The sequence below is a fragment of the Burkholderia sp. IT-111MI5 genome, assembly GCF_949752865.1.
In the GTDB taxonomy this organism is placed as follows: domain Bacteria; phylum Pseudomonadota; class Gammaproteobacteria; order Burkholderiales; family Burkholderiaceae; genus Burkholderia; species Burkholderia pyrrocinia_C.
Window position 1 is genome coordinate 513,826 of the sequence record NZ_CATKIF010000033.1, and the last position, 20,196, is coordinate 534,021.

The 20,196-nt window shown below is 68.7% G+C and carries 15 protein-coding genes and 1 pseudogene; 8 read left to right on the forward strand and 8 right to left on the reverse strand.

Features of this window, described 5'->3' with window-relative positions; all coding sequences use genetic code 11:
- Nucleotides 1-77 precede the first annotated feature (77 nt).
- Nucleotides 78-1,481, reverse strand: a complete 1,404-nt coding sequence (locus ACM6JT_RS24240) for an HdeD family acid-resistance protein (RefSeq protein WP_414857460.1) — start codon at nt 1,479-1,481, stop codon at nt 78-80.
- A gap of 362 nt (nt 1,482-1,843) precedes the next feature.
- Here ACM6JT_RS24240 and ACM6JT_RS24245 point away from each other — a divergent pair, with 362 nt between their 5' ends.
- The 6 genes and pseudogenes from ACM6JT_RS24245 (at nt 1,844) to ACM6JT_RS24270 (ending at nt 8,683) form a co-directional block, all read left to right on the forward strand.
- A complete protein-coding gene (locus ACM6JT_RS24245; RefSeq protein ID WP_131945971.1) occupies nt 1,844-2,482 on the forward strand; it encodes a hypothetical protein in 639 nt (212 codons plus the stop codon).
- An 82-nt stretch (nt 2,483-2,564) separates the two neighbouring features.
- Nucleotides 2,565-3,122: a helix-turn-helix domain-containing protein gene (locus ACM6JT_RS24250; RefSeq protein ID WP_105392190.1), complete on the forward strand. Its 558-nt coding sequence runs from the start codon at nt 2,565-2,567 to the stop codon at nt 3,120-3,122.
- Between the two features lie 79 nt (nt 3,123-3,201).
- Nucleotides 3,202-3,783, forward strand: coding sequence for an HD domain-containing protein (locus ACM6JT_RS24255; RefSeq protein ID WP_034180621.1), 582 nt, complete (start codon nt 3,202-3,204; stop codon nt 3,781-3,783).
- Between the two features lie 286 nt (nt 3,784-4,069).
- Nucleotides 4,070-5,263: pseudogene (locus ACM6JT_RS24260) on the forward strand (efflux RND transporter periplasmic adaptor subunit).
- Between the two features lie 2 nt (nt 5,264-5,265).
- Nucleotides 5,266-7,296, forward strand: coding sequence for a MacB family efflux pump subunit (locus ACM6JT_RS24265; protein ID WP_414857461.1), 2,031 nt, complete (start codon nt 5,266-5,268; stop codon nt 7,294-7,296).
- Nucleotides 7,297-7,309: 13 nt separating this feature from the next.
- Nucleotides 7,310-8,683 (forward strand): efflux transporter outer membrane subunit, encoded by a 1,374-nt coding sequence (locus ACM6JT_RS24270; RefSeq protein ID WP_414857462.1) that lies wholly within the window; start codon nt 7,310-7,312, stop codon nt 8,681-8,683.
- A 104-nt stretch (nt 8,684-8,787) separates the two neighbouring features.
- Here ACM6JT_RS24270 and ACM6JT_RS24275 read toward each other — a convergent pair whose 3' ends face one another.
- Nucleotides 8,788-10,326 carry an MFS transporter gene (locus tag ACM6JT_RS24275; protein ID WP_414857463.1) on the reverse strand — a complete coding sequence of 513 codons (1,539 nt, stop codon included), beginning with the start codon at nt 10,324-10,326 and terminating at the stop codon, nt 8,788-8,790.
- A 178-nt stretch (nt 10,327-10,504) separates the two neighbouring features.
- On the opposite strand from ACM6JT_RS24275, the gene ACM6JT_RS24280 reads away from it, so the two are divergent.
- Nucleotides 10,505-11,434, forward strand: a complete 930-nt coding sequence (locus ACM6JT_RS24280) for a LysR family transcriptional regulator (protein ID WP_414857464.1) — start codon at nt 10,505-10,507, stop codon at nt 11,432-11,434.
- A gap of 31 nt (nt 11,435-11,465) precedes the next feature.
- Here ACM6JT_RS24280 and ACM6JT_RS24285 read toward each other — a convergent pair whose 3' ends face one another.
- From ACM6JT_RS24285 to ACM6JT_RS24310, 6 genes are all read right to left on the reverse strand, one after another.
- Complete coding sequence (locus ACM6JT_RS24285; RefSeq protein ID WP_414857465.1) at nt 11,466-12,605, reverse strand: enoyl-CoA hydratase/isomerase family protein; 1,140 nt, start codon at nt 12,603-12,605, stop codon at nt 11,466-11,468.
- Nucleotides 12,602-13,393 (reverse strand): enoyl-CoA hydratase, encoded by a 792-nt coding sequence (locus ACM6JT_RS24290; protein WP_105392196.1) that lies wholly within the window; start codon nt 13,391-13,393, stop codon nt 12,602-12,604. Before ACM6JT_RS24290 ends, ACM6JT_RS24285 begins: the two co-directional genes overlap by 4 nt.
- Entirely contained in the window at nt 13,390-14,292 is a 903-nt protein-coding gene (gene mmsB / locus ACM6JT_RS24295) for a 3-hydroxyisobutyrate dehydrogenase (protein ID WP_034180629.1), read from the reverse strand. Before mmsB ends, ACM6JT_RS24290 begins: the two co-directional genes overlap by 4 nt.
- Nucleotides 14,293-14,310: 18 nt before the next feature.
- Complete coding sequence (locus ACM6JT_RS24300; protein ID WP_034180630.1) at nt 14,311-15,840, reverse strand: CoA-acylating methylmalonate-semialdehyde dehydrogenase; 1,530 nt, start codon at nt 15,838-15,840, stop codon at nt 14,311-14,313.
- 114 nt (nt 15,841-15,954) lie between these two features.
- Nucleotides 15,955-17,661, reverse strand: coding sequence for an AMP-binding protein (locus ACM6JT_RS24305; protein WP_407972064.1), 1,707 nt, complete (start codon nt 17,659-17,661; stop codon nt 15,955-15,957).
- Between the two features lie 166 nt (nt 17,662-17,827).
- Complete coding sequence (locus ACM6JT_RS24310; RefSeq protein ID WP_131946287.1) at nt 17,828-18,961, reverse strand: acyl-CoA dehydrogenase family protein; 1,134 nt, start codon at nt 18,959-18,961, stop codon at nt 17,828-17,830.
- Between the two features lie 136 nt (nt 18,962-19,097).
- Here ACM6JT_RS24310 and ACM6JT_RS24315 point away from each other — a divergent pair, with 136 nt between their 5' ends.
- Complete coding sequence (locus ACM6JT_RS24315; protein ID WP_407972063.1) at nt 19,098-20,132, forward strand: AraC family transcriptional regulator; 1,035 nt, start codon at nt 19,098-19,100, stop codon at nt 20,130-20,132.
- The last annotated feature ends 64 nt before the right edge of the window (nt 20,133-20,196 follow it).

A 20,196-nucleotide genomic window follows, 5' to 3' on the forward strand; every position in this document is an offset into this window, starting at 1 on the left:
TTCTGATGGCGGGCAACCTCGCCGGGCCGCACGGTCGCGGCTCCTGCGGCGCCGGGCCCTCGTCCGGCGCCACGCGATCACTTCATCGACGCGGCTTCCGATCCGCCGGACGACAGCGCCGCGCTGTCCTGCTCGCGCCACGCGCGGCGCGACGCCACGATCGCCTTCACCGCCGAGCGTGCGACCTTCCACCACGCGAACGGCCGCGGGTCGGCGAGCATGCTGAGCGCGCGTGCATAGTCGAGCGTGAGGCCGGGCGTCCATGCCATCGTCACCGCGCGCTTGCGGATCTGCGCGGCGACCCACAGCTCGGGCGTGAGCAGCAGCCGCACGAACGCGCCCCACCCGGCCCGCGCGCCCTTGAGCCGCCACACCGCGCCGTCGAGCGCGGCCTCGAGCGCGTTCGACACGGTGCTCGAGCAATTGCGGTGCGTGAGGTTGTACGTCACGTTCTGCCGGTATGCGGACCAGAATGCGTCGAGCTTCGCCGGATCGTAGTTGCGGATGCGCACGCGCACGGTCGACGGGCACCACGCCTTCGACTCGGTCGCGTAGTCCGGCTGGAACAGGCCCGGCACGTCGTTTTCGCGCGTGGCGCGCAGGATGCGCGTGAATTCGTCCGGAGAACGATCGATTTCGACGCCCGGATACAGGCTGATATAGATGCCCTCCGGCGACTCCAGCGCCGCGTGCCCGGTCGAGATCACGCCGTTGACGTCCACTGCCGCGATATAGCGGTCGATCACCGGATAGCGCTGCGCTTCGGCCTTCGACGTGCCGGTCGGCGTCCATACGTGCACGGTGAGCGCGCGCTCGCCGTCGGCCGGCGGGCCGTCCCATTCGGACTGCGCGAAACTCGGCTGGCCGCGCGCATCGTCGAGGTCGGGCGCGAGTGCCGGTGCGGGCGACGTCGCGAACGCGGGATTGCGCGTGAGCCGCCGCACGCGCGCGGCGAGGTTCAGCATGTGCATCCCGCCGAAGATCAGCAGGAGGCCGAGGCAGTACGGCACGGTGCCCACGTAGTGCGTCGGGTACGGCTGGAAGAAGAAGATCGCCAGCAGGATCTCGACGACACCCCACGCGAACGCGACGTTCCAGCGGCGGTAGCGGACCATCCATGCGGACGTGCACTGCAGCAGCCCGTCGACGAGGAACAGCGTGCCGAAGATCATCGACAGCAGGAAGTGGCCATGGTGATGCCCGGCGAACACGAGCCCCGCGGCCGCCACGACCACGATGCCTTTCACGTAGCGCAGGATGCGCTGCCCGCCGACGCCGCTGCCGGCCACCGCGAGCGTCGCGAGCCCCTCGATCAGGAACAGCCACGCAAACAGCTCGATCGGGAAATGCAGCGCGCCGTCGAGCGCGTCGACGAAGATGACGACGCCCGCGACGACCCACAGCCAGCCAAGCACGGTCAGCCCGCGCCAGCGGGTTCGCAGGTATTCGATGCCCAGCAGCAGCAAGATCAGTCGTACCATCGTGCCCTCGTGTCATTTTTGGGAAACGCGCGGCCTCGCGTTTCCTGTCTTGTCGACCGTGCGTTGTGCGACGCGCCTGTCGGAACGCGGCAATCGTTGCCGGCGCGTCATGCTGTCGACATGACCGATGGCGGCCGGCGCACGCCGCTCTGGCCGAATAATAAGATATGGCGGAGTCGGGTGAAAGCCTGCCGAAAACGTTTTCGGCGGGCCCGGGCGTCCCGGCGCTCCGCCGGATGCGGTGCGATCGACAACGCTGCCATGGCAGATTTCCCGTTCGACAACACGCGGCGGATGCGCCAGAATCCTGCTTCCGAGGGCGAAAGCCACTGAACCGAACCGCACCAGACGGGACAACAAGAATGAGCATATCGATCACGCGCCGGCGCCTGCTGGCCGCCGGCATCGCCGCGAGCAGCGTCGCGCTGTCGGGCTGTTTCACGCCGAAGCTGTACAAGGACGACGCATACAGCGAAGAAGTGTCCGGATTCATGATCACCGAGGACGGCAAGAAGCTGGTCGTCCTCGGCACGCGCTACCACTACATCTTCGATCTGCCGGCCCAATTGCGGCCGGTACTGCAGTCCGGCTACCGGAAATCGCTGCGCACGACGTTTGCCGGCTTTCATGCGAGCGGCGGCGGCGTCACCGGCCACTACCGGATCGTGTTGCCGAAGGACGCGTCGGAAGACGATCGACAGGCAGCAGCAACCGACGGATTCACCACTGCGCCGGCCGGCCTCGTGCTCGAAGGCGACATCGACGGCAAGCGCTATTCGACGGAAGGCTTCGCCGCGAAGGACAAGGCGGCCGCGCAGCCGTTCAACCGGCCGTACTCGGTTTACATCAAGGAGTCGCCATCCGTTGTCGGCATGGGTCTGCGGATTCTCGCCACGCCGATCACGGTTGCCGCCGACGGCGTGCTTGTGCTGGGCGGCATCGTGCTCGTGCCGTTCGCGGCCATCGCAATCCAGGCAAACGGCGGCATCCGGATCATGTAAAGGCGCGCGGCGCCCCTGCAGCGCCGGCGGCAGCAACCCGCGACACGCGAGCGCACACAACGACCGCAACCGGAGCATCGCCATGCCCGCCTCACCGCTTCACACGCCACCTCTCGGCCCGCAGCTCAAGCGCTGGCGCGCGCTGCACCGCGTGAAGCAAAGCCACGCGGCCGAACTGTTCGGCGTCGCGCAATCGACGATCTCCCGCTGGGAAGCCGGCATCCAGCAGATGTCGCCCGACGAGCGCGCGACGGCCGAGCGGCTGCTCGCCGCGCGCCTCGATTCCGCGGGCGACCACGCGCTCGCGCGGCTCATCGCGGGCAGCGCGGGCCGCATGCATCTGGTGTGCGACCTCACGCACCGCCTGCTCGCAAGCTCGCCGGCGCGCGCGGCCGAGTTCTCGCAGCCGCTTTCGATGCTGCTCGGCACGTCGCTGTGGCGCTACGCGACGCCTGAAATCGTCCGCATGGAAGCCGCGCTCGACACGCTCGGCTGGCACGACCGCGCGGGGCCGCCGAGCGTCGAATTCGATACCGGCGCGAATGCGTCGCGCGTCGTGCCGATTCGCGGCAGCAGGTGCCGGTGGACGCGGATGACGCTGTCGGACGGTTCGGCTGCGCGGCTGGTGGAAACGCTTTAGCGCACCGCGCATATTTCATGCGTGGACGAACCTCGCCTGGCCACCTTACGCTCGAAGACTCATCGCAAGGACGCCGACCATGAACCCCGACACGATCCACGCGCGGCTCGATTTCCTGCGCGAAGCCGAACGCCTGAAGGATGTGCTGCGCAGCGGCCACACGTCGGCCGGGCGCGCGGAAAGCACGGCCGAGCATAGCTGGCGGCTGTGCCTGATGGCGCTCGTGTTCGCCGACGCACTGCCCGGCATCGATACGCTGAAGCTGCTGAAACTGTGCGTCGTCCACGATCTCGGCGAGGCGCTGCACGGCGACATTCCCGCGATCGAGCAGGCCGCGCACCCCGACAAAAGCGCGCACGAACGCGACGACCTGCTGACGCTGACAGCGTCGCTCGATCGCACGCTGCGCGACGAGATCGTCACGCTGTGGGATGAATACGAGGCAGCGGCGTCGCCGGAAGCCCGCGCGGCGAAGGCGCTCGACAAGCTCGAGACGATCCTGCAGCACAACCAGGGCAGCAATCCGCCCGATTTCGACTACGCGTTCAATCTCGGCTACGGCCGGCGCTATACCGATGCCGCGCCGCTGTTCAGCGCGATCCGCGACATCGTCGACGCCGACACGCAACGCCGGATCGACGCAGGCGGGTCGCGCGCATAAGCTCGCGGAATCGGGCGCGCGGCACCGCTCGCCCCTTTTCACAGATCGCAACAATGACGCATCGCCCGCCCCCCGCTCCGGCACGGCGCTCGCACAATTCAGCACAATTTCCACACGATTTGTCGCGAAATCCTCGCTTACCATGAGCGCCTGATTCGACTCGGCACGCCCGCGCGATGCGTACGCGGATGCCGTCGCGGGCAACACGCCCGGCATGCGACGCCGACCGGATCGTCCCGCCCGGCCGCACGCATCGCCGGCATCGCTTCACCCTCGCCGCATTCTCATGACTCAGAAGCCCCATCGCCGCCGGCGCATCGTGCTGGCCATCATCGCCGTCGTCGCGATCGTCACCGGCGTCTCGTTAATGGTATTCGCGCCCGACAAGCATCCGCAGTACCTGTCCGCGCCCGTCACGCGCGGCGATCTCGAGAACGCGGTGCTCGCGACCGGCGCGCTGCAGGCGTTCAAGCAGGTCGACGTCGGCGCGCAAGTGTCGGGGCAGTTGAAGTCGCTGAAGGTGAAGCTCGGCAACAAGGTCGCGAAGGGCCAGTGGCTCGCCGAGATCGATCCCGTGATCTCCGAAAACGCGCTGCGCCAGGCGCGCGCGAGCGAAGAAAGCCTGCGCGCGCAGCATCAATCGACCGCCGCGCAACTGACGCAGGCGGAACTCGCCTTCCGGCGCCAGCAGGCGATGCTGCCCGACGACGCGACGTCGCGCGAGTCGTTCGAGGCCGCGCGTGCGACGCTCGACGTGCAGCGCGCGACGCTCGCGTCGCTCGCCGCGCAGATCCGCTCGGCCCGCATCCAGATCGAGACCGCTCAGGCCAACCTCGGCTACACGCGCATCGTCGCGCCGATCGATGGCGAGGTCGTCGCGATCGTCACACAGGAAGGCTAGACCGTGATCGCGCAGCAGCAGGCGCCGGTGATCCTGAAGCTTGCCGATCTCGACACGATGACCGTGAAGGCGCAGGTGTCGGAAGCCGACGTGATCCGCGTGAGCGCCGGCCAGACCGCGTATTTCACGATCCTCGGCGAACCGGACAAGCGCCACTACGGCAGGCTGCGCGCGATCGAGCCGGCGCCGCAGAACTTCGCCGACGCTCAGAGCACGCTCGGCGGCGGCACGGGCGGCGGCACGAAACCGAACGCCGCGGTGTTCTACAACGCGCTGTTCGAAGTGCCGAATCCCGAGCACCGGCTGCGCATCGCGATGACCGCGCAGGTCAGCATCGTGCTCGGCAACGCGCGCAACGCGCTCAGCATCCCGGCCGCCGCGCTCGGCGAGAAGCGCAAGGACGGCACCTATGCGGTCCGCGTGCTGCGCGCCGACGGCAGCACGGCAACGCGCAACATCCGCATCGGCATCAACAACAACGTACGCGTCGAGGTGCTGGCCGGCCTGAAGGACGGCGAGCGCGTCGTGATCGGCGAAGCCGCCGCGGACGAGCACGCGCCGCTGGCGGACGTGGTGTGACGATGAGCCGGCCCCTGCTGAAACTCTCGAGCGTCACGCGGCGCTTTCCGGCCGGCGACAAGGATGTCGTCGTCCTGAACAACGTCAACCTGTCGATCGACGCGGGCGAGATCGTCGCGATCGTCGGCGCGTCGGGCTCCGGCAAGTCGACGCTGATGAACATCCTCGGCTGCCTCGATCATCCGAGCGAAGGCACCTACACGGTCGGCGGACGCGACACGCACATGCTCGACAGCGACGAGCTCGCGCAGCTGCGCCGCGAGCACTTCGGCTTCGTGTTCCAGCGCTATCACCTGCTGCCGCACGTCGACGCAGCCGCGAACCTCGAAATGCCGGCGATCTACGCGGGCACCACGCGCGCGGAGCGGCACGAACGCGCCCGCGGGCTGCTCGCGCGCCTCGGGCTCGCGGATCGCGCGCACCACCGGCCCGGGCAACTGTCCGGCGGCCAGCAGCAGCGCGTGAGCATTGCGCGCGCGCTGATGAACGGCGGCCAAGTGATCCTCGCCGACGAACCGACCGGCGCGCTCGACACGAAAAGCGGCCAGGACGTGATCCGCATCCTGCACGAGCTGAACGCGCTCGGCCATACGATCGTCATCGTCACGCACGACAAGGACGTCGCGCGCCATGCGCGGCGCATCATCGAGATCAGCGACGGCGCAATCGTCGCCGACCGGCGGAATCGCCACTATGCGGAAGCGCTCGCGGAAGCCTTCGTCGACGCGGCCGAAGCGACGGCCGGCGCGCCGTCCGCGCACGATCGGCACGACGACGGGCCGCCCGCCGACGCCCATGCCGATACCGACACGCGCGCGCGCCGCTTCGCGGCAGGCACCGGCCGCTTCGCCGAAGCCTGCCGGATGGCGTGGATCGCGCTCGTGTCGCACCGGCTGCGCACGCTGCTGACGATGCTCGGCATCATCATCGGCATCACGTCGGTCGTGTCGATCGTCGCGATCGGCGAAGGCGCGAAGCGCTACATGCTCGACGAGATCGGCAGCATCGGCACGAACACGATCAACGTCTATCCGGGCACCGACTGGGGCGACAGCCGCGCGGACGCGATCCAGACGCTCGTGCCCGCCGATGTCGCCGCGCTCGCCGAGCAGCCGTACGTCGACAGCGCGACGCCCGAAACGTCGCGCACGCTGCTGCTGCGCTACCGCAACATCGACGTCAACGCGCTCGTGAGCGGCGTCGGCGACCGCTTCTTCCAGGCGCGCGGGATGCGTTTCGCGCTGGGCGTCGCGTTCGACGAGGATGCGGTGCGCCGCCAGGCGCAGGTGGCCGTGATCGACCAGAACACGCGCCGCAAGCTGTTCGGCGCGACGCGCAATCCGGTCGGCGAAGCGATCCTGGTCGACAACGTGCCGTGCGTCGTGATCGGCGTCACGGCCGACAAGAAGAGCGCGTTCGGCAGCGTGAAGAGCCTGAACGTATGGGTGCCGTACACGACGGCGAGCGGGCGCCTGTTCGGCCAGCGCCATCTCGACAGCATCACCGTGCGCGTGCGCGACGGGCAGCCGAGCGCCGCCGCCGAGAAAAGCCTCGAAAAGCTGATGATCCAGCGCCACGGCCGCAAGGACTTCTTCACGTACAACATGGACAGCGTGGTCAAGACCGTCGAGAAAACCGGCCAGTCGCTGACGCTGCTGCTGTCGCTGATCGCGGTGATCTCGCTCGTCGTCGGCGGGATCGGCGTGATGAACATCATGCTCGTGTCGGTCACCGAGCGTACGCGCGAAATCGGCATCCGGATGGCGGTCGGCGCGCGCCAGTCCGACATCCTGCAGCAGTTCCTCGTCGAGGCCGTGCTCGTCTGCCTGCTCGGCGGCACGATCGGCATCGTGCTGTCGTTCGGGCTCGGCGCGGTGTTCTCGATGTTCGTCACGCAATGGAAGATGGTGTTCTCCGTCGGCGCGATCGTGACGGCGTTCGTCTGCTCGACGCTGACCGGCGTGATATTCGGTTTCATGCCCGCGCGCAACGCGTCGCGGCTCGATCCGATCGATGCGCTCGCGCGCGACTGACGAAAGCCCTGCCATGACGCATTCCTCACCGCTTCGCCGCCTCGGCGCATTCGCATGCGCGGCCGCCCTGCTGGCCGGCTGCACATCCGCGCGCCACGCGCCGCTGCCGGCCGTCGCGATGCCCGCGAACTGGGCCGCGCCGGTCGCGGCCGACGCGCCGGCCACCACGCGCGACTGGTGGCGCAGCTTCGGCGATCCGCAACTCGACGCGCTGATCGACGACGCGCTGCGCGCCAACAACGACCTCGCGATCGCGGCGATTCGCGTGTACCGCGCGCAACTGCAGGCCGGGCTCGTCGACACGAACCTGACGCCCGCCGTATCGCTCGGCGCGAACGGCGCCGTGTCGCGCACGCTCGATACGCACCGGACGAGCCGGTCGAGCGGCATCAACGGTTCGCTCAGCTATGAAATCGACCTGTGGGGCCGACTGGCCGCGCTGCGCGATGCCGCGCACTGGGAAGCCGACGCAACGGCCGCCGATCTCGAGGCCGCGCGGCTGTCGCTGATCGGCACGACGTCGTCGCTGTACTGGCAGATCGGTTATCTGAACCGGCAGATCGCGCTCGGCGACGCGAACATCGCGTATGCGGTGCGCACGCTCGCGGTCGTCCGGTCGCGGCATGCGGCCGGCGCCGTGTCGGGGCTCGATCTCGCGCAGGCCGAGCAGAGCCTGTCCGCGCAACGCGCCGCGCAGACGCAGCTGATCCAGCAGCGCACCGAGAAGCGCCACGCGCTCGCGCTGCTGTTCGACCGGCCGCCGCAGCAACTCGCGGCCGAACCGTCGGCGCTGCCCGACGCGCCGCCACCGGAAGTAGCCGCCGGCCTGCCGGCCAGCCTGCTCGGCCGGCGCCCCGACCTGCGCGCGGCGGAATTCCGGCTGCGCGAATCGCTCGCGCAGGTCGACGCGACGCGCACGAGCTTCTACCCGACCTTCACGCTGACCGGCAGCGCCGGCACGACGAGCACGAGCCTCGAGCGCGTGCTGACGAATCCGGTCGGCACGCTCGGGCTCGGCCTTGCACTGCCGTTCATCCAGTGGAACACGATGCAACTGCAGATCAAGGTGTCGAAGTCGCAGTACGAGGAAGCGGTGGTCGGGTTCCGCCAGCGGCTCTACACGGCGCTCGCGGAAGTCGAGAATGCGCTGTCGGCGCGCGTGCAGCTCGAACGCGAGGCCGAACAGCGCGCGCTGTCGCTGGCCCAGGCGCAGCGCGCCGAGCAGCTTGCCGCCGCCCGGTTCGCGGCCGGCGCGACCGCCGTGCAGCCGTGGCTCGACCAGCAGCAGCGGCTGCGCGACGCGCAAAGCGCCGACGAGCTGACGCGGCTGAACCGGCTCAACAACCAGATGACGCTGTATCGCGCGCTCGGCGGCGGCACGTCCTGACCGGCGTACAAACGCCGCAATAGGCACGCCGCGTCATTCGCACACGGCGGCCCTGCGTCGCGCCGGCGCGAATGCCACCGCGCTCGCGGAACGGGCCGGCCGTATCACTCGCACACGGCCGCCCTGCGCCGCGCCGGCGCGAACGCCACCGCGCTCGCGGTCGCGAGCACGGCCACGCCCGCCGCGCCGTACACCATCACCCAGCCGAACCCGTGCACGAGCGCCGCGTGCAGCGCCGCGCCGCTCGGGTCGGCCTGCGCGAGCGCCGGTGCGATCTGCTGCAGCCCGTCGGTGCGGCCCGACGCGATCTCCTGCGCAAGCCGGCGCAGCGCTGCGTCGCCGATCGCGCCCGCAGCGCCGCCCTTCAGGCTCGCGACAATCCCCGCGACCAGCACGAAGCCCATCGTCGCGATGTTCAGCGCGACCGAGATCATCCGCGCGCTCATGTCGATGCCCGATGCCATCCCGGCCCGCGAACTCGGCACCGCGCCCGTCGTCGTGTTGGTGACCGGCGTGTTCGTGAGCCCGAGCCCGATGCCGGCGATCACGCAGCCGGGCAGCATCGTGAGCCAGCTCGCGTGTTCGGCCGCGCTGCCGACCCGCATCAGCGCGAAGCCGGCCGCGATCGTGAACAGGCCGCCCGGGATCACGACGCCCGGCCCGTAGCGCAGCGCGAGCCGTTCGCCGAACGGCGGCGCGACCAGCGTCGGCAGCGTGTATGCGAGCAATGCGACGCCGGCCGTCACGCTGTCGTAGCCGAGCGCGACCTGGAACCAGATCGGCAGGTAGATCATGAACGGCCAGAAGCTGAAGTTCATCCCCATCGACCCGAAGATCGCGCCGGTGAACGCGCGAATCCGGAACACGGAGAAATCGAACATCGGCCGCGCGCTGGCGCGTTCCGCAACGAAGAAACCCACGAGCGCCAGCACGGTCGCGCCGAGCACGCCGAGGCCGGCCGCGCTCGTCAGCCCGAGCTCCGCGCTCTGCGTGATGTAGAACGCGAGGCCGAGCACCGCGAGCGACAGCGTGACGATACCCGCGACGTCGAGCGTGCCCGCATGCGGATCGCGCGACTCCTGCACTGCCCCGCCGATCAGCGCGAGCGCGACGGCCGCGAGCGGCGCATGGACGAGGAACACCCACGGCCAGCTCGCCAGCGCGACGATCGCGCCGCCGACGATCGGCCCGAAGCCGAGCCCGATGCCGAACACGATCCCCCAGATCCCGAACGCACGGCCGCGCTCGCGGCCCTCGCGGAACTGATGCGACAGCACGGCGATCTGGCAGATCAGCATCGCGCCGCCGCTCGCACCCTGCAGCAGCCGGCCCGCGACCAGCACCGGCACGTTCGGCGCGAGCCCGCACAGCAGCGACGTCGCGCCGAACAGCACGGTGCCGATCACGTACACGCGCTTGCGGCCGAACCGGTCCGCGAGCGTGCCGGCCGCCATCAGCACCGTCGCACACGCGATCGTGTACGCGTTCATGATCCACTGCATGCCGTTGAAATCGCCATGCAGCACGTGTTCGAGCGTCGGCAGGATCACCGGCACGCTCGAGATTTCGAGGCCGAACATCAGCGACGTGAGACAGACGGCCGCGAGCGCGACCGCATTCCTGCGGGAGTCGGATAGCGTCATGCGTATTGCGCGGCGGCCCGGCAACAGGCCGCGCGCCTCCAGGTGAGAAGGGTTCGCCGCGCGCGGCCGGCGACGCACGCTGAACGGGAATCGGTACTATAGTGAGAATTTCACTCCCCATTGACGCACACGTTTCCACGAACTGGGGAATTACAGGACCCAATCAACCCAACCAGTCATGACCGACAGACTCGACGGCGTAACGACCTTCGTCCAGGTGGTGGAATCGGGCAGCTTCGCGCTCGCCGCGGAGCGGCTCGACATGACGCGCTCGGCCGTCGGCAAGGCGATCGCGCGGCTCGAAAAGCGGCTCGGCGCACGGCTGTTGCAGCGCACGACGCGCAGCCAGAGCCTGACCGACGATGGCCAGGCGTACTACGACCGCTGCGTGCGCGCGCTCGCGGAACTGGAAGCGGCGGAAGCCGATCTCGACTGCGGCCGCAACGAGGCGCGCGGCAAGCTGCGGCTGAGCGTGCCGCTCGCGTTCGGGCATCACTGCGTGACGCCGATCGTGCTCGACCTCGCGCGCACCTATCCGCATCTGCGGATCGACGTGTCGATCACCGACCGCTTCGTCGATCTCGTCGAGGAAGGCATCGATCTCGCGGTGCGGATCGGCACGCTCGCGGACAGCACGAGCCTCGCGGTGCGGCGGCTCGGCACGCAATACGGCAGCCTCGGCGCAGCGCCGTCGTATCTCGCGCGCTACGGGATGCCGAAGTCGCTCGACGATCTGAAGCACCACCGGACCATCGCGTATTCACGCTCGGGCGTGCCGCAGCCGTGGGACCTGCGCGCGCCGGACGGCTCGACGGTGCGCGTCGACATGCAGCACCAGCTGAGTTTCGACGACGTGCAGGCGATCGCGGCGGCCGGTGCGGCGGGGTTCGGGATCGCATGGGTGCCAAGCTGGCTGCTCGACTACTACGTGAAGCGCGGCGAAATGGCGGTCGTGCTAGACCGCTGTTTCGTCTGCGAAGGCGACATTCACGCGATCTGGCCGAAGACGCGTTACCTGCCGCGCAAGACGCGCTGCGTGATCGACGCGCTCGCACAGGCGATTCCGCCGATGATCGAGCGCCGCGATGAGCTCAACGAGATGAAATGAAACCGACGCGCCGCACGGCGCGTCGGGTGCATCACGCCACGCCGAGATCGGCGAGCGGATGCGCGAACAGCTTCCACGGCGACGTCAGGAAATGCCGCACGCGTTCGGCACGCACCTCGACGAGCGATGCGGGCGCCCAGCGCGGCTTGCGATCCTTGTCGACTAGATGCGCGCGCACGCCTTCGCAGAAGTCGCCTTCCTCGATCGCGCGCGCGACGATGCCGAGCTCCATCCGGAACGATTCGGCAAGCGTCATCTGCCGGCCGCGCAGCAGCGCTTCGCGCGTCACCTGCAGCATCGTCGGCGAATGGCCGGCGAGCGCATCGAGCGTCGCCTGCAGCCATTGACGGTGCTCTCGCGTCAGCTCGTCGCGTGCGAACTCCTGCGTCAGCGTCGCGACGATCCGCTCGACGGTCGAACGCTTGTCGAAGTGACGAACGATCCACGGCATCTGGCTGTCGAGCGCCGCATGCGGCACTACATTGCACGGCGGTTCGAACACCTTGCGCAGCGCCGGCAGCACGTCGCCGTCCCACTTGACGCTTTCGATGCGCGTCTCGAACGTGTCGAGCCACGCGGACGGCACGCACAGGTCCGCGAGCTTCGCGGTCAGCGCGTCGGCGCCCGACAGCATCGCACCGGTCAGCCCCACGTACAGCTCGAGCTCGACGGGCATGCGCGACAGGAAATGCGTCGCGCCGACGTCGGGAACGAGGCCGATGCGCGTTTCCGGCATCGCGATCTTGCTGCGCTCGGTCGCGACGCGCAGCGCCGCACCTTGCGCGAGGCCCATGCCGCCGCCCATCGTCACGCCGTCCATCAGCGCGACCACCGGCTTCGGGAACGTGTGGATCGCATGGTCGAGCCGGTATTCGTCGACGAAGAACGGCAGCCAGGTGTCGCGCTGCGCCACCATCCGGTACAGCGCGCGCACGTCGCCGCCTGCGCAGAAGCCCTTCTCGCCCGCGCCGCGCAGCACGACCGCGACGATCTGGTCGTCGTGACGGCAGCGCTCGAAAAGCGCGGCCAGCTCGCCGATCATCGCGTACGACAGCGCGTTGAGCGCGGCCGGACGGTTCAGCGTGATCAGCGCCACGCGGTTCACCACGCGGAACAGCACCTCGGGCGCGGCTTCCGCGAACGCGTCGTGATTCGTGACCGGCGTGCTCATCGTTGCGGCTCTCCGTCGGTGTGCCATTGCGGCGCGCGCTTGCCGAGAAACGCGGCCACGCCTTCGCGCGGATCGTTCGTGTCGAACAGGTCGACGAAGCGTTCGCGCTCGACCGCGAGCGCCGCGCTGCGCGGCACGCCGCGGCGCGCGAGGCCGATCAGCTCCTTGCTGTATGCAACCGCGTGCGGGCTTTGCCGCGCGACGTTGCGCGCCAATGCCAGCGCCGCGTCGCGGGCGGCGCCGCTTTCCACCACGTCTTCGACGAGGCCGATCCTGAGCGCCGTCGCCGCGTCGACGCGTGCGCCGGTCAGGATGATCTTCTTCGCCCAGCCTTCGCCGACGAGCCAGGGCAGCGTCTGCGTGCCGAGCCCGCACGGCAGCAGGCCGACCGACGGCTCGGGCAGCGCCATCTGCGCATGCGCCTCGGCGATCCGCAGGTCGCACGCGAGCGCGCATTCCAAGCCGCCGCCCATCGCATAACCGTTGATCGCCGCGATCGTCACGACGCGCGCATCGTGCAGCGCCTCGAACGCCGCGCCGAAACGCGACGCCATCGCGCGCGCGACCGCGCGGTCGCCGTCGGCGAACGTGTTGAGGTCGGCGCCCGCGCTGAAGAACTTCGGGCCGTCGCCGGTGATCACCAGCGCGCGCACGCGCGGGTTCGCATTCAGTTCGGCGACGGTTTCCTGCAGTTGCTGCAGCCCGTCGGCGGTAAAGGCGTTCGCGGGCGGACGCTTGAGCGTCGCGCACGCGATCGCGCCGTCGTCGACGTAGTCCAGTTCGATCATGTCGCGTCCTTCTTCGTTGCCGGTTGGTACAGGCGGATCACCGCCGAGAAATCGAGCTGCCCGTCGCCGCGGCTGCTCATCGTCTGGTACAGCTGCTGCGCGAGCGCGCCGAGATAGACGGGTTGGCGCGCCTGCTTCGCCGCGTCGTTCGCGAGGCCGAGATCCTTCAGCATCAGGTCGGTGCCGAAGCCGCCCGAATAGCCGCGCGACGACGGCGCCGTGTCGATCACGCCCGGATACGGGTTGTACGTGTCCGAGCTCCAGCAGCGGCCCGTCGACGTGTTGACGATGCCGGCCAGCACCTTCGGGTCGATGCCGAGCGCGACGCCGAGCGACATCGCCTCCGACACGGCCGCCATCGAGATGCCGAGCACGAGGTTGTTGCAGACCTTCGCGACCTGCCCCATGCCCGTCGCGCCGCAGTGGACGATGTTCTTGCCCATGCCCGCGAGCACCGGCTTCACGCGCTCGAAATCGGCGTCGCTGCCGCCGACCATGAAGGTCAGCGTGCCGGCCGCCGCGCCGCCGGTGCCGCCCGATACCGGCGCATCGACGAACGCGCCGCCGTGCTCGCGCACCAGCGCGCCGAATGCCTGCGCGCTCGCCGGGTCGATCGTGCTCGAATCGATCACGGTCGCGCCCGCGTCGAGGCCGGCCAGCACGCCGTTCTCGCCGGACAGCACCGAACGCACGTGCGGCGCGGCCGGCAGCATCGTGATCACGAACGTCGCGCCCGACGCAGCGTCGCGCGGCGACGAGGCAACCTGCGCGCCGGCGTCCTGCAGCGCGCGCAATGCATCGGCGCTCAGGTCGAACGCATGCACTTCGTGGCCGGCCTTCAACAGGTTCAGCGCCATCGGCGCACCCATGTGGCCGAGGCCGATAAATCCGATTTTCATGGTCGTGTCCTCCGCCGCTCAATGCAGCCGAATCGTCGTATTCACCGGGCCGGCCGTCGTGTCGTCGTCGAACCAGCGCGCGGTGACCGTCTTCGTCTGCGTGTAGAACTGCACGACCTGCTTGCCGTACGGACCGAGATCGCCGAGCTTCGAGCCGCGCGAACCGGTGAAGCTGAAGAACGGCACGGGCACCGGAATCGGGATGTTGATGCCGACCTGGCCGACGTCGATTTCGCTCTGGAACCTGCGCGCGGCCGCGCCGCTTTGCGTGAACAGCCCGACGCCGTTGCCCATCGGGTTGCGGTTGACGAGCGCGATCGCTTCGTCGAGCGTGTCGGCTTCGAGCACGACGAGCACCGGGCCGAAGATTTCATGCGTGTAGATCGACATGTCGGTATTCACGCCCGAGAAGATCGTCGGGCCGATGAAGTTGCCGCTTTCGTAGCCGGGCACCGTCACGCCCCGGCCGTCGAGCTCGAGCTTCGCGCCTTCGTTCACGCCCGCTTCGATCAGCGACAGGATGCGTTCCTTCGCGGCCTTCGACACGACCGGGCCGACGTCGGTGCCGGCTTCCGCGCCCGCATTCACCTTCAGAAGCTTCGCCTTCGCAACGAGATCGGGCAGCCAGTCGCGCGTTTCGCCGACCAGCACCGCGACCGACGTCGCCATGCAGCGCTGCCCCGCCGCGCCGAAGCCGGCGCCGACGAGCGCATTGATCGTCTGCTCGCGGTTCGCATCGGGCAACACCACCGCGTGATTCTTCGCGCCCATCATCGACTGCACGCGCTTGCCGTGCGCGCTGCCGAGGTTGTACACGTGCGTGCCGACCACCGTCGAGCCGACGAATGAGATCGCCTTCACGAGCGGATGCGTACAGATCGCATCGACGACTTCCTTGCCGCCATGCACGACGTTCAGGACACCTTTCGGTACGCCGGCCTCGATCGCGAGCTGGACGAGTTCCATCGTCGACATCGGGTCCTGCTCCGACGGCTTCAGCACGAACGTGTTGCCGCAGACGATCGCCATCGGGAACATCCACAGCGGAATCATCGCGGGGAAGTTGAACGGCGTGATGCCCGCGCACACGCCGAGCGGCTGGCGCAGCGTGTACGTGTCGACGCCGCCCGCGACGTTCTCCGCGAATTCGCCGAGCTGCAGCGAGCCGATCGAACAGGCGTGCTCGACTACTTCGAGGCCGCGAAAGATGTCGCCTTCGGCATCGGGAATCGTCTTGCCCTGCTCGGCCGTCAGCGTCTTCGCGATGCGCTGCTGGTTGGTACGCACGAGATCCTGGAACTTCAGCATGATGCGCATGCGCGCGGCGATCGGCGTGTTCTTCCACGTCGCATACGCGGCGTGCGCGGCCTGCACGGCCGCGTCGACTTCCTCGACGGTCGCGAACGGCACGCGCGCGAGCACCTGCTGCGTGGCCGGGTTGACGATGTCGCGCCACTCTTTCGTGGCGGACTCGACGAAGGCGCCGTCGATCAGCAGCTTGACCGTCGGCACGTCTTGCCCCGTTCGGGGCGTCGGATTCGCGTTCATCGATCGTTTCTCCTTGCAGAGGGCCGCGAAGCGCAATCCCGCCGCGCGGCCGGTTCAATTCGGCTGCGGGCGGCGGCCGCGGAATGCAGCGCGCGCGGCCCGCGGTCGGTCATTTCATTTCAGTTCGGCGGCGAAATCTTCTTCCCAGTATTCGCCGGGCATTCGCGCGGCCGCGTCGTCGCCGCGCTCGATTTCTCGGCGGCGCAGCTCGACGCGGCGGATCTTCCCCGAGATCGTCTTCGGCAGCTCCGCAAACTGCAGGCGGCGAATGCGCTTGTACGGCGCGAGCTTCTCGCGCGAGAAGCGGAAGATTTCCAGCGCGAGCGCGGGGCTTTCCTCGTAGCCCTGCCGCAGCGTGATGAAGGTCTTCGGCACCGACAGCCGCACGGGGTCGGGGCTCGGCACGACCGCCGCCTCGGCGATCGCCGGATGCTCGATCAGCACGCTCTCGAGTTCGAACGGGCTCAACCGGTAGTCGGACGACTTGAACACGTCGTCCGCGCGGCCGATATACACGTAATAACCGTCGTCGCCGCGCATCGCGATGTCCGACGTGCGGTAATGGCCGTCGCGCATCGCATAGGCCGTCGCGTCGGGGTTGTTCGCATAGCCGTTCATGAGCCCGACCGGGCGCGCGACGTCCGGGCCGATCGGCAGTGCGACCTCGCCTTCGGTCACGGGCGCGCCGTCCGGATCGAGCAGCGTGATCCGGTAGCCGGGCAGCGGCCGGCCCATCGAGCCCGCGACGACCGGCTGGCCCGGCGAGTTGCCGATCAGGCAGGTCGTCTCGGTCTGGCCGTAGCCGTCGCGGATCGTGATGCCCCACGCCTTCTTCACGCGTTCGATGATCTCGGGATTCAGCGGCTCGCCCGCGCCGACGATCTCGCGCAGCTTCACGTCGAACGACGCGAGCGGCTGCTGCACGAGCATCCGCCATACCGTCGGCGGCGCGCACAGCGTCGTCACCTGGTATTTGACGAGCGCATCGAGCACGACCTTCGGCTCGAAGCGCGCGTAGTTGAATGCGAACACGCACGCCTGCGCATTCCACGGCGCGAAGAAGCAGCTCCACGCGTGCTTCGCCCAGCCCGGCGAGCTGATGTTCCAGTGGATGTCGCCTGGCTGCAGGCCGACCCAGTACATCGTCGACAGATGGCCGACCGGATAGGTGCGATGCGTATGCTCGACGAGCTTCGGCTTCGACGTCGTACCCGACGTGAAGTACAGCAGCATCGGATCGTTTGCGTGCGTGACGGCGTCCGGCTCGAACGCGGCGCTCGCCGCATAGCCGTCGTTCATCGCGAGCCAGCCCGCGCGCGGCGCGCCGGCGACGATCTTCCGCGCGAGGCCGAGGTCGGGCTGTTCGAATTTCGCGGTTTCGTTCTCGTCGACGATCGCGTATTTCGCGCCGCCGATCTGCACGCGGTCGCGCACGTCGTCGGCCGACAGTTGCGTGGTGGCGGGCAGCACGATCGCGCCGAGCTTCATCGCGGCGAGCATCGCGTCCCACAGCTCGACACGGTTCGGCAGCATCAGCAGGATGCGATCGCCACGCACGACACCGATCGAGCGCAGCCAGTTCGCGATCCGCGCCGAACGCTCGGACATCTGCGCGAACGAATACGGATCGCCCGTGCCGGTCGCCGCGTCGACGATCCATAGCGCGGGCCGGTCGTTGCCGCGCGCCATCGGGTCGAAGTAGTCGAGCGCCCAGTTGAACGCATCGAGCACCGGCCACTCGAAATCGCGATACGCGGTTTCGTAGTCGGTGCGATGGCGCAGCAGAAAGTCGCGTGCGTCCAGGAATGCCTGTACCGTCATCGTTTCCTCCAGTCTCCATGCCTCGCGGTCAACCGGCGCATGCGCAGCATGCCCATGCCCGATTCCGTGTCGCGCGGCGCACGGTCACGTCGTTGCGTGCCGCGTTCACCGCGCTGCCCTCGTGCCCTGCGTGATGCTTCCGTTCTGTCGACGCGACCGCCGCGACTCAAAGCTGCCGCGCGATCACCATCCGTTGCACTTCGCTGGTGCCTTCGTAAATCTGCGTGATGCGCGCGTCGCGATAATGACGCTCGACTTCGTAATCGACCAGGTAGCCGTAGCCGCCGTGGATCTGGATCGCGTCCGAGCACACGCGCTCGGCCATCTCGGATGCGAACAGCTTCGCCTGCGACGCTTCCGACAGGCACGGCAGCCCGGCCGTGCGCAGCTTCGCCGCGTGATGCACGAGCAGGCGCGCGGCGTTGATCTGCGTGGCCATGTCGGCGAGCTTCTGCTGGATCGCCTGATGCTCGGCGATCGGCTTGCCGAACTGCACGCGCTCGCCCGCATAACGGCGCGCCTTGTCGAACGCGGCGCGCGCGATGCCGAGCGCCTGCGCGGCGATGCCGATCCGGCCGCCCTCGAGATTCGACAGCGCGATTTTCAGCCCTTCGCCGCGATTGCCGAGCAGGTTCTCTTCCGGAATCGCGCAGTTCTCGAACGTGATCGGGCACGTATCCGATGCGCGGATACCCATCTTCTTCTCGGGCTTGCCGACGATGAAGCCCGGCGTGTCGGTCGGCACCAGGAACGCGGAAATGCCGCGCTTGCCGGCTTCCGGGTCGGTCATGGCAAAAACGATCGCGACACCCGCGCGCTTGCCGTTGGTCACGAACTGCTTCGCGCCGTTCAGCACCCATTTGCCGTCGCGCAGCTCCGCGCGCGTGCGCAGGTTGTGCGCCTCGGAACCGGCCTGCGGCTCGGTCAGGCAGAACGCGCCGATCACGCGGCCGGACGCCATGTCGGCCAGCCAGCGCTCTTTCTGCGCCGGCGTGCCGAAGCCGAGGATCGGGCCGCAGCCGACCGAGTTGTGCACGCTCATCAGCGTCGCGCACGCGGCGTCGCCGGCGGCGATTTCCTCCATCGCCAGCGCATACGCGACGTAGTCCGTATACGAGCCGCCCAGCTCCTGCGGCACGATCATCCCGAGCAGGCCGAGTTCGCCGAGCTGCGCGACGACGGCGTCGGGCAACTGCGCATCGTGGTCCCACTGCGCGGCGTTCGGCGCCAGCATCTCGGTGGCGAAAGCGCGTGCGGCGTCGCGGATCATCCGCTGGTCTTCGGTGTAAAGCTCGTCCATGGTGCTGCTGTCTCCCGCGGCCGCCGGGCGCGACCGTCCTTGCGTTTCGATGCAACAAGTGTAGGCAAGCGCGCGCGACTGTTCGATGCTCGCGTCGCTCATTTACACTGAGCGTTTTTGCCACACCGGCGGCACGATGAAGCAGGAAGACAAGGGAACCGTCGCGATCAGCCTCGTCGCTTACAGCGTCGCGCTCGCGACCCGGCGCGGCGTCGCGGCCGAGCCGCTGCTCGCGCGGGCCGGCATCGCGCCCGCGCTGCTCGGGCAGCCGCGCGCACGTGTATCCGCGCAGCAATACGGCGCGCTGTGGAACGCAATTGCGCGCGCGCTCGACGACGAGTTTTTCGGGCAGGATCGCCACCCGATGCGCAGCGGCAGCTTCATCGCGATGAGCCAGGCCGCGCTGTCCGCGCGCGACGGGCTGCATGCAATGGCGCGCGCGGTGAATTTCATGCACTGCGTGCTCGACGACCTGCATGCGGAACTCGACGCGAACCCGCAGCGCGTGCGGCTGCGCTTCGTGCACCGCAACAACGGCGCGACGCCCGCGATGTTCACGTACGCGACCTATTTCATCATCGTCTACGGGCTGACCTGCTGGCTGATCGGGCGGCGCATCCCGCTGCTGCATGCGAGCTTCCGCTGCGACACGCCGCCCGCCGATCACGAATACCCGTCGATGTTCTGCGACGACATGCGTTTCAACGAACCCGATTCGTATGTCGATTTCGATCCCGAATTCGCGACGCTGCCGGTCGTGCAGAACGCGAAGACGCTGAAGACGTTCCTGCGCAACGCGCCGGCGAGCTTCATCGTCAAGTACCGCAACCCGAACGCGCTCGCGCAGCGGGTGCGCGCGGTGCTGCGCGGGATGCCGCCCGCCGCGTGGCCGGGCGCGGGCGGGATGGCCGCGCGGCTGCACGTGGCCGAGGCCACGCTGCGCCGCAAGCTGCACCAGGAAGGCCATGCGTACCAGTCGATCAAGGACGCGCTGCGGCGCGATCTCGCGTTCGAGGCGCTGGCCGACCCCGCGCGCACGATCGCCGACGTCGCGGCCGCGACCGGCTTCGCGGAGCCGAGCGCGTTCTATCGTGCGTTTCGCAAATGGAGCGGGCGCAGCCCGGCCGACTATCGCGACGAAGTGCTCGCGCGGGGCGGCGGCGCGGGCTGAATCCGGCCCCGCCTTCGCGCTTTCCGCCGAAACCGCCTAATCTTTAAGCATCGGGCCAACGCCC

Bases quoted from the DNA above. Each gene is read 5' to 3' on its own strand.
- ACM6JT_RS24240 (WP_414857460.1), bottom strand. From the start codon at position 1,481: ATGGTACGACTGATCTTGCTGCTGCTGGGCATCGAATACCTGCGAACC.
- ACM6JT_RS24245 (WP_131945971.1), top strand. From the start codon at position 1,844: ATGAGCATATCGATCACGCGCCGGCGCCTGCTGGCCGCCGGCATCGCC.
- ACM6JT_RS24250 (WP_105392190.1), top strand. From the start codon at position 2,565: ATGCCCGCCTCACCGCTTCACACGCCACCTCTCGGCCCGCAGCTCAAG.
- ACM6JT_RS24255 (WP_034180621.1), top strand. From the start codon at position 3,202: ATGAACCCCGACACGATCCACGCGCGGCTCGATTTCCTGCGCGAAGCC.
- ACM6JT_RS24265 (WP_414857461.1), top strand. From the start codon at position 5,266: ATGAGCCGGCCCCTGCTGAAACTCTCGAGCGTCACGCGGCGCTTTCCG.
- ACM6JT_RS24270 (WP_414857462.1), top strand. From the start codon at position 7,310: ATGACGCATTCCTCACCGCTTCGCCGCCTCGGCGCATTCGCATGCGCG.
- ACM6JT_RS24275 (WP_414857463.1), bottom strand. From the start codon at position 10,326: ATGACGCTATCCGACTCCCGCAGGAATGCGGTCGCGCTCGCGGCCGTC.
- ACM6JT_RS24280 (WP_414857464.1), top strand. From the start codon at position 10,505: ATGACCGACAGACTCGACGGCGTAACGACCTTCGTCCAGGTGGTGGAA.
- ACM6JT_RS24285 (WP_414857465.1), bottom strand. From the start codon at position 12,605: ATGAGCACGCCGGTCACGAATCACGACGCGTTCGCGGAAGCCGCGCCC.
- ACM6JT_RS24290 (WP_105392196.1), bottom strand. From the start codon at position 13,393: ATGATCGAACTGGACTACGTCGACGACGGCGCGATCGCGTGCGCGACG.
- mmsB (WP_034180629.1), bottom strand. From the start codon at position 14,292: ATGAAAATCGGATTTATCGGCCTCGGCCACATGGGTGCGCCGATGGCG.
- ACM6JT_RS24300 (WP_034180630.1), bottom strand. From the start codon at position 15,840: ATGAACGCGAATCCGACGCCCCGAACGGGGCAAGACGTGCCGACGGTC.
- ACM6JT_RS24305 (WP_407972064.1), bottom strand. From the start codon at position 17,661: ATGACGGTACAGGCATTCCTGGACGCACGCGACTTTCTGCTGCGCCAT.
- ACM6JT_RS24310 (WP_131946287.1), bottom strand. From the start codon at position 18,961: ATGGACGAGCTTTACACCGAAGACCAGCGGATGATCCGCGACGCCGCA.
- ACM6JT_RS24315 (WP_407972063.1), top strand. From the start codon at position 19,098: ATGAAGCAGGAAGACAAGGGAACCGTCGCGATCAGCCTCGTCGCTTAC.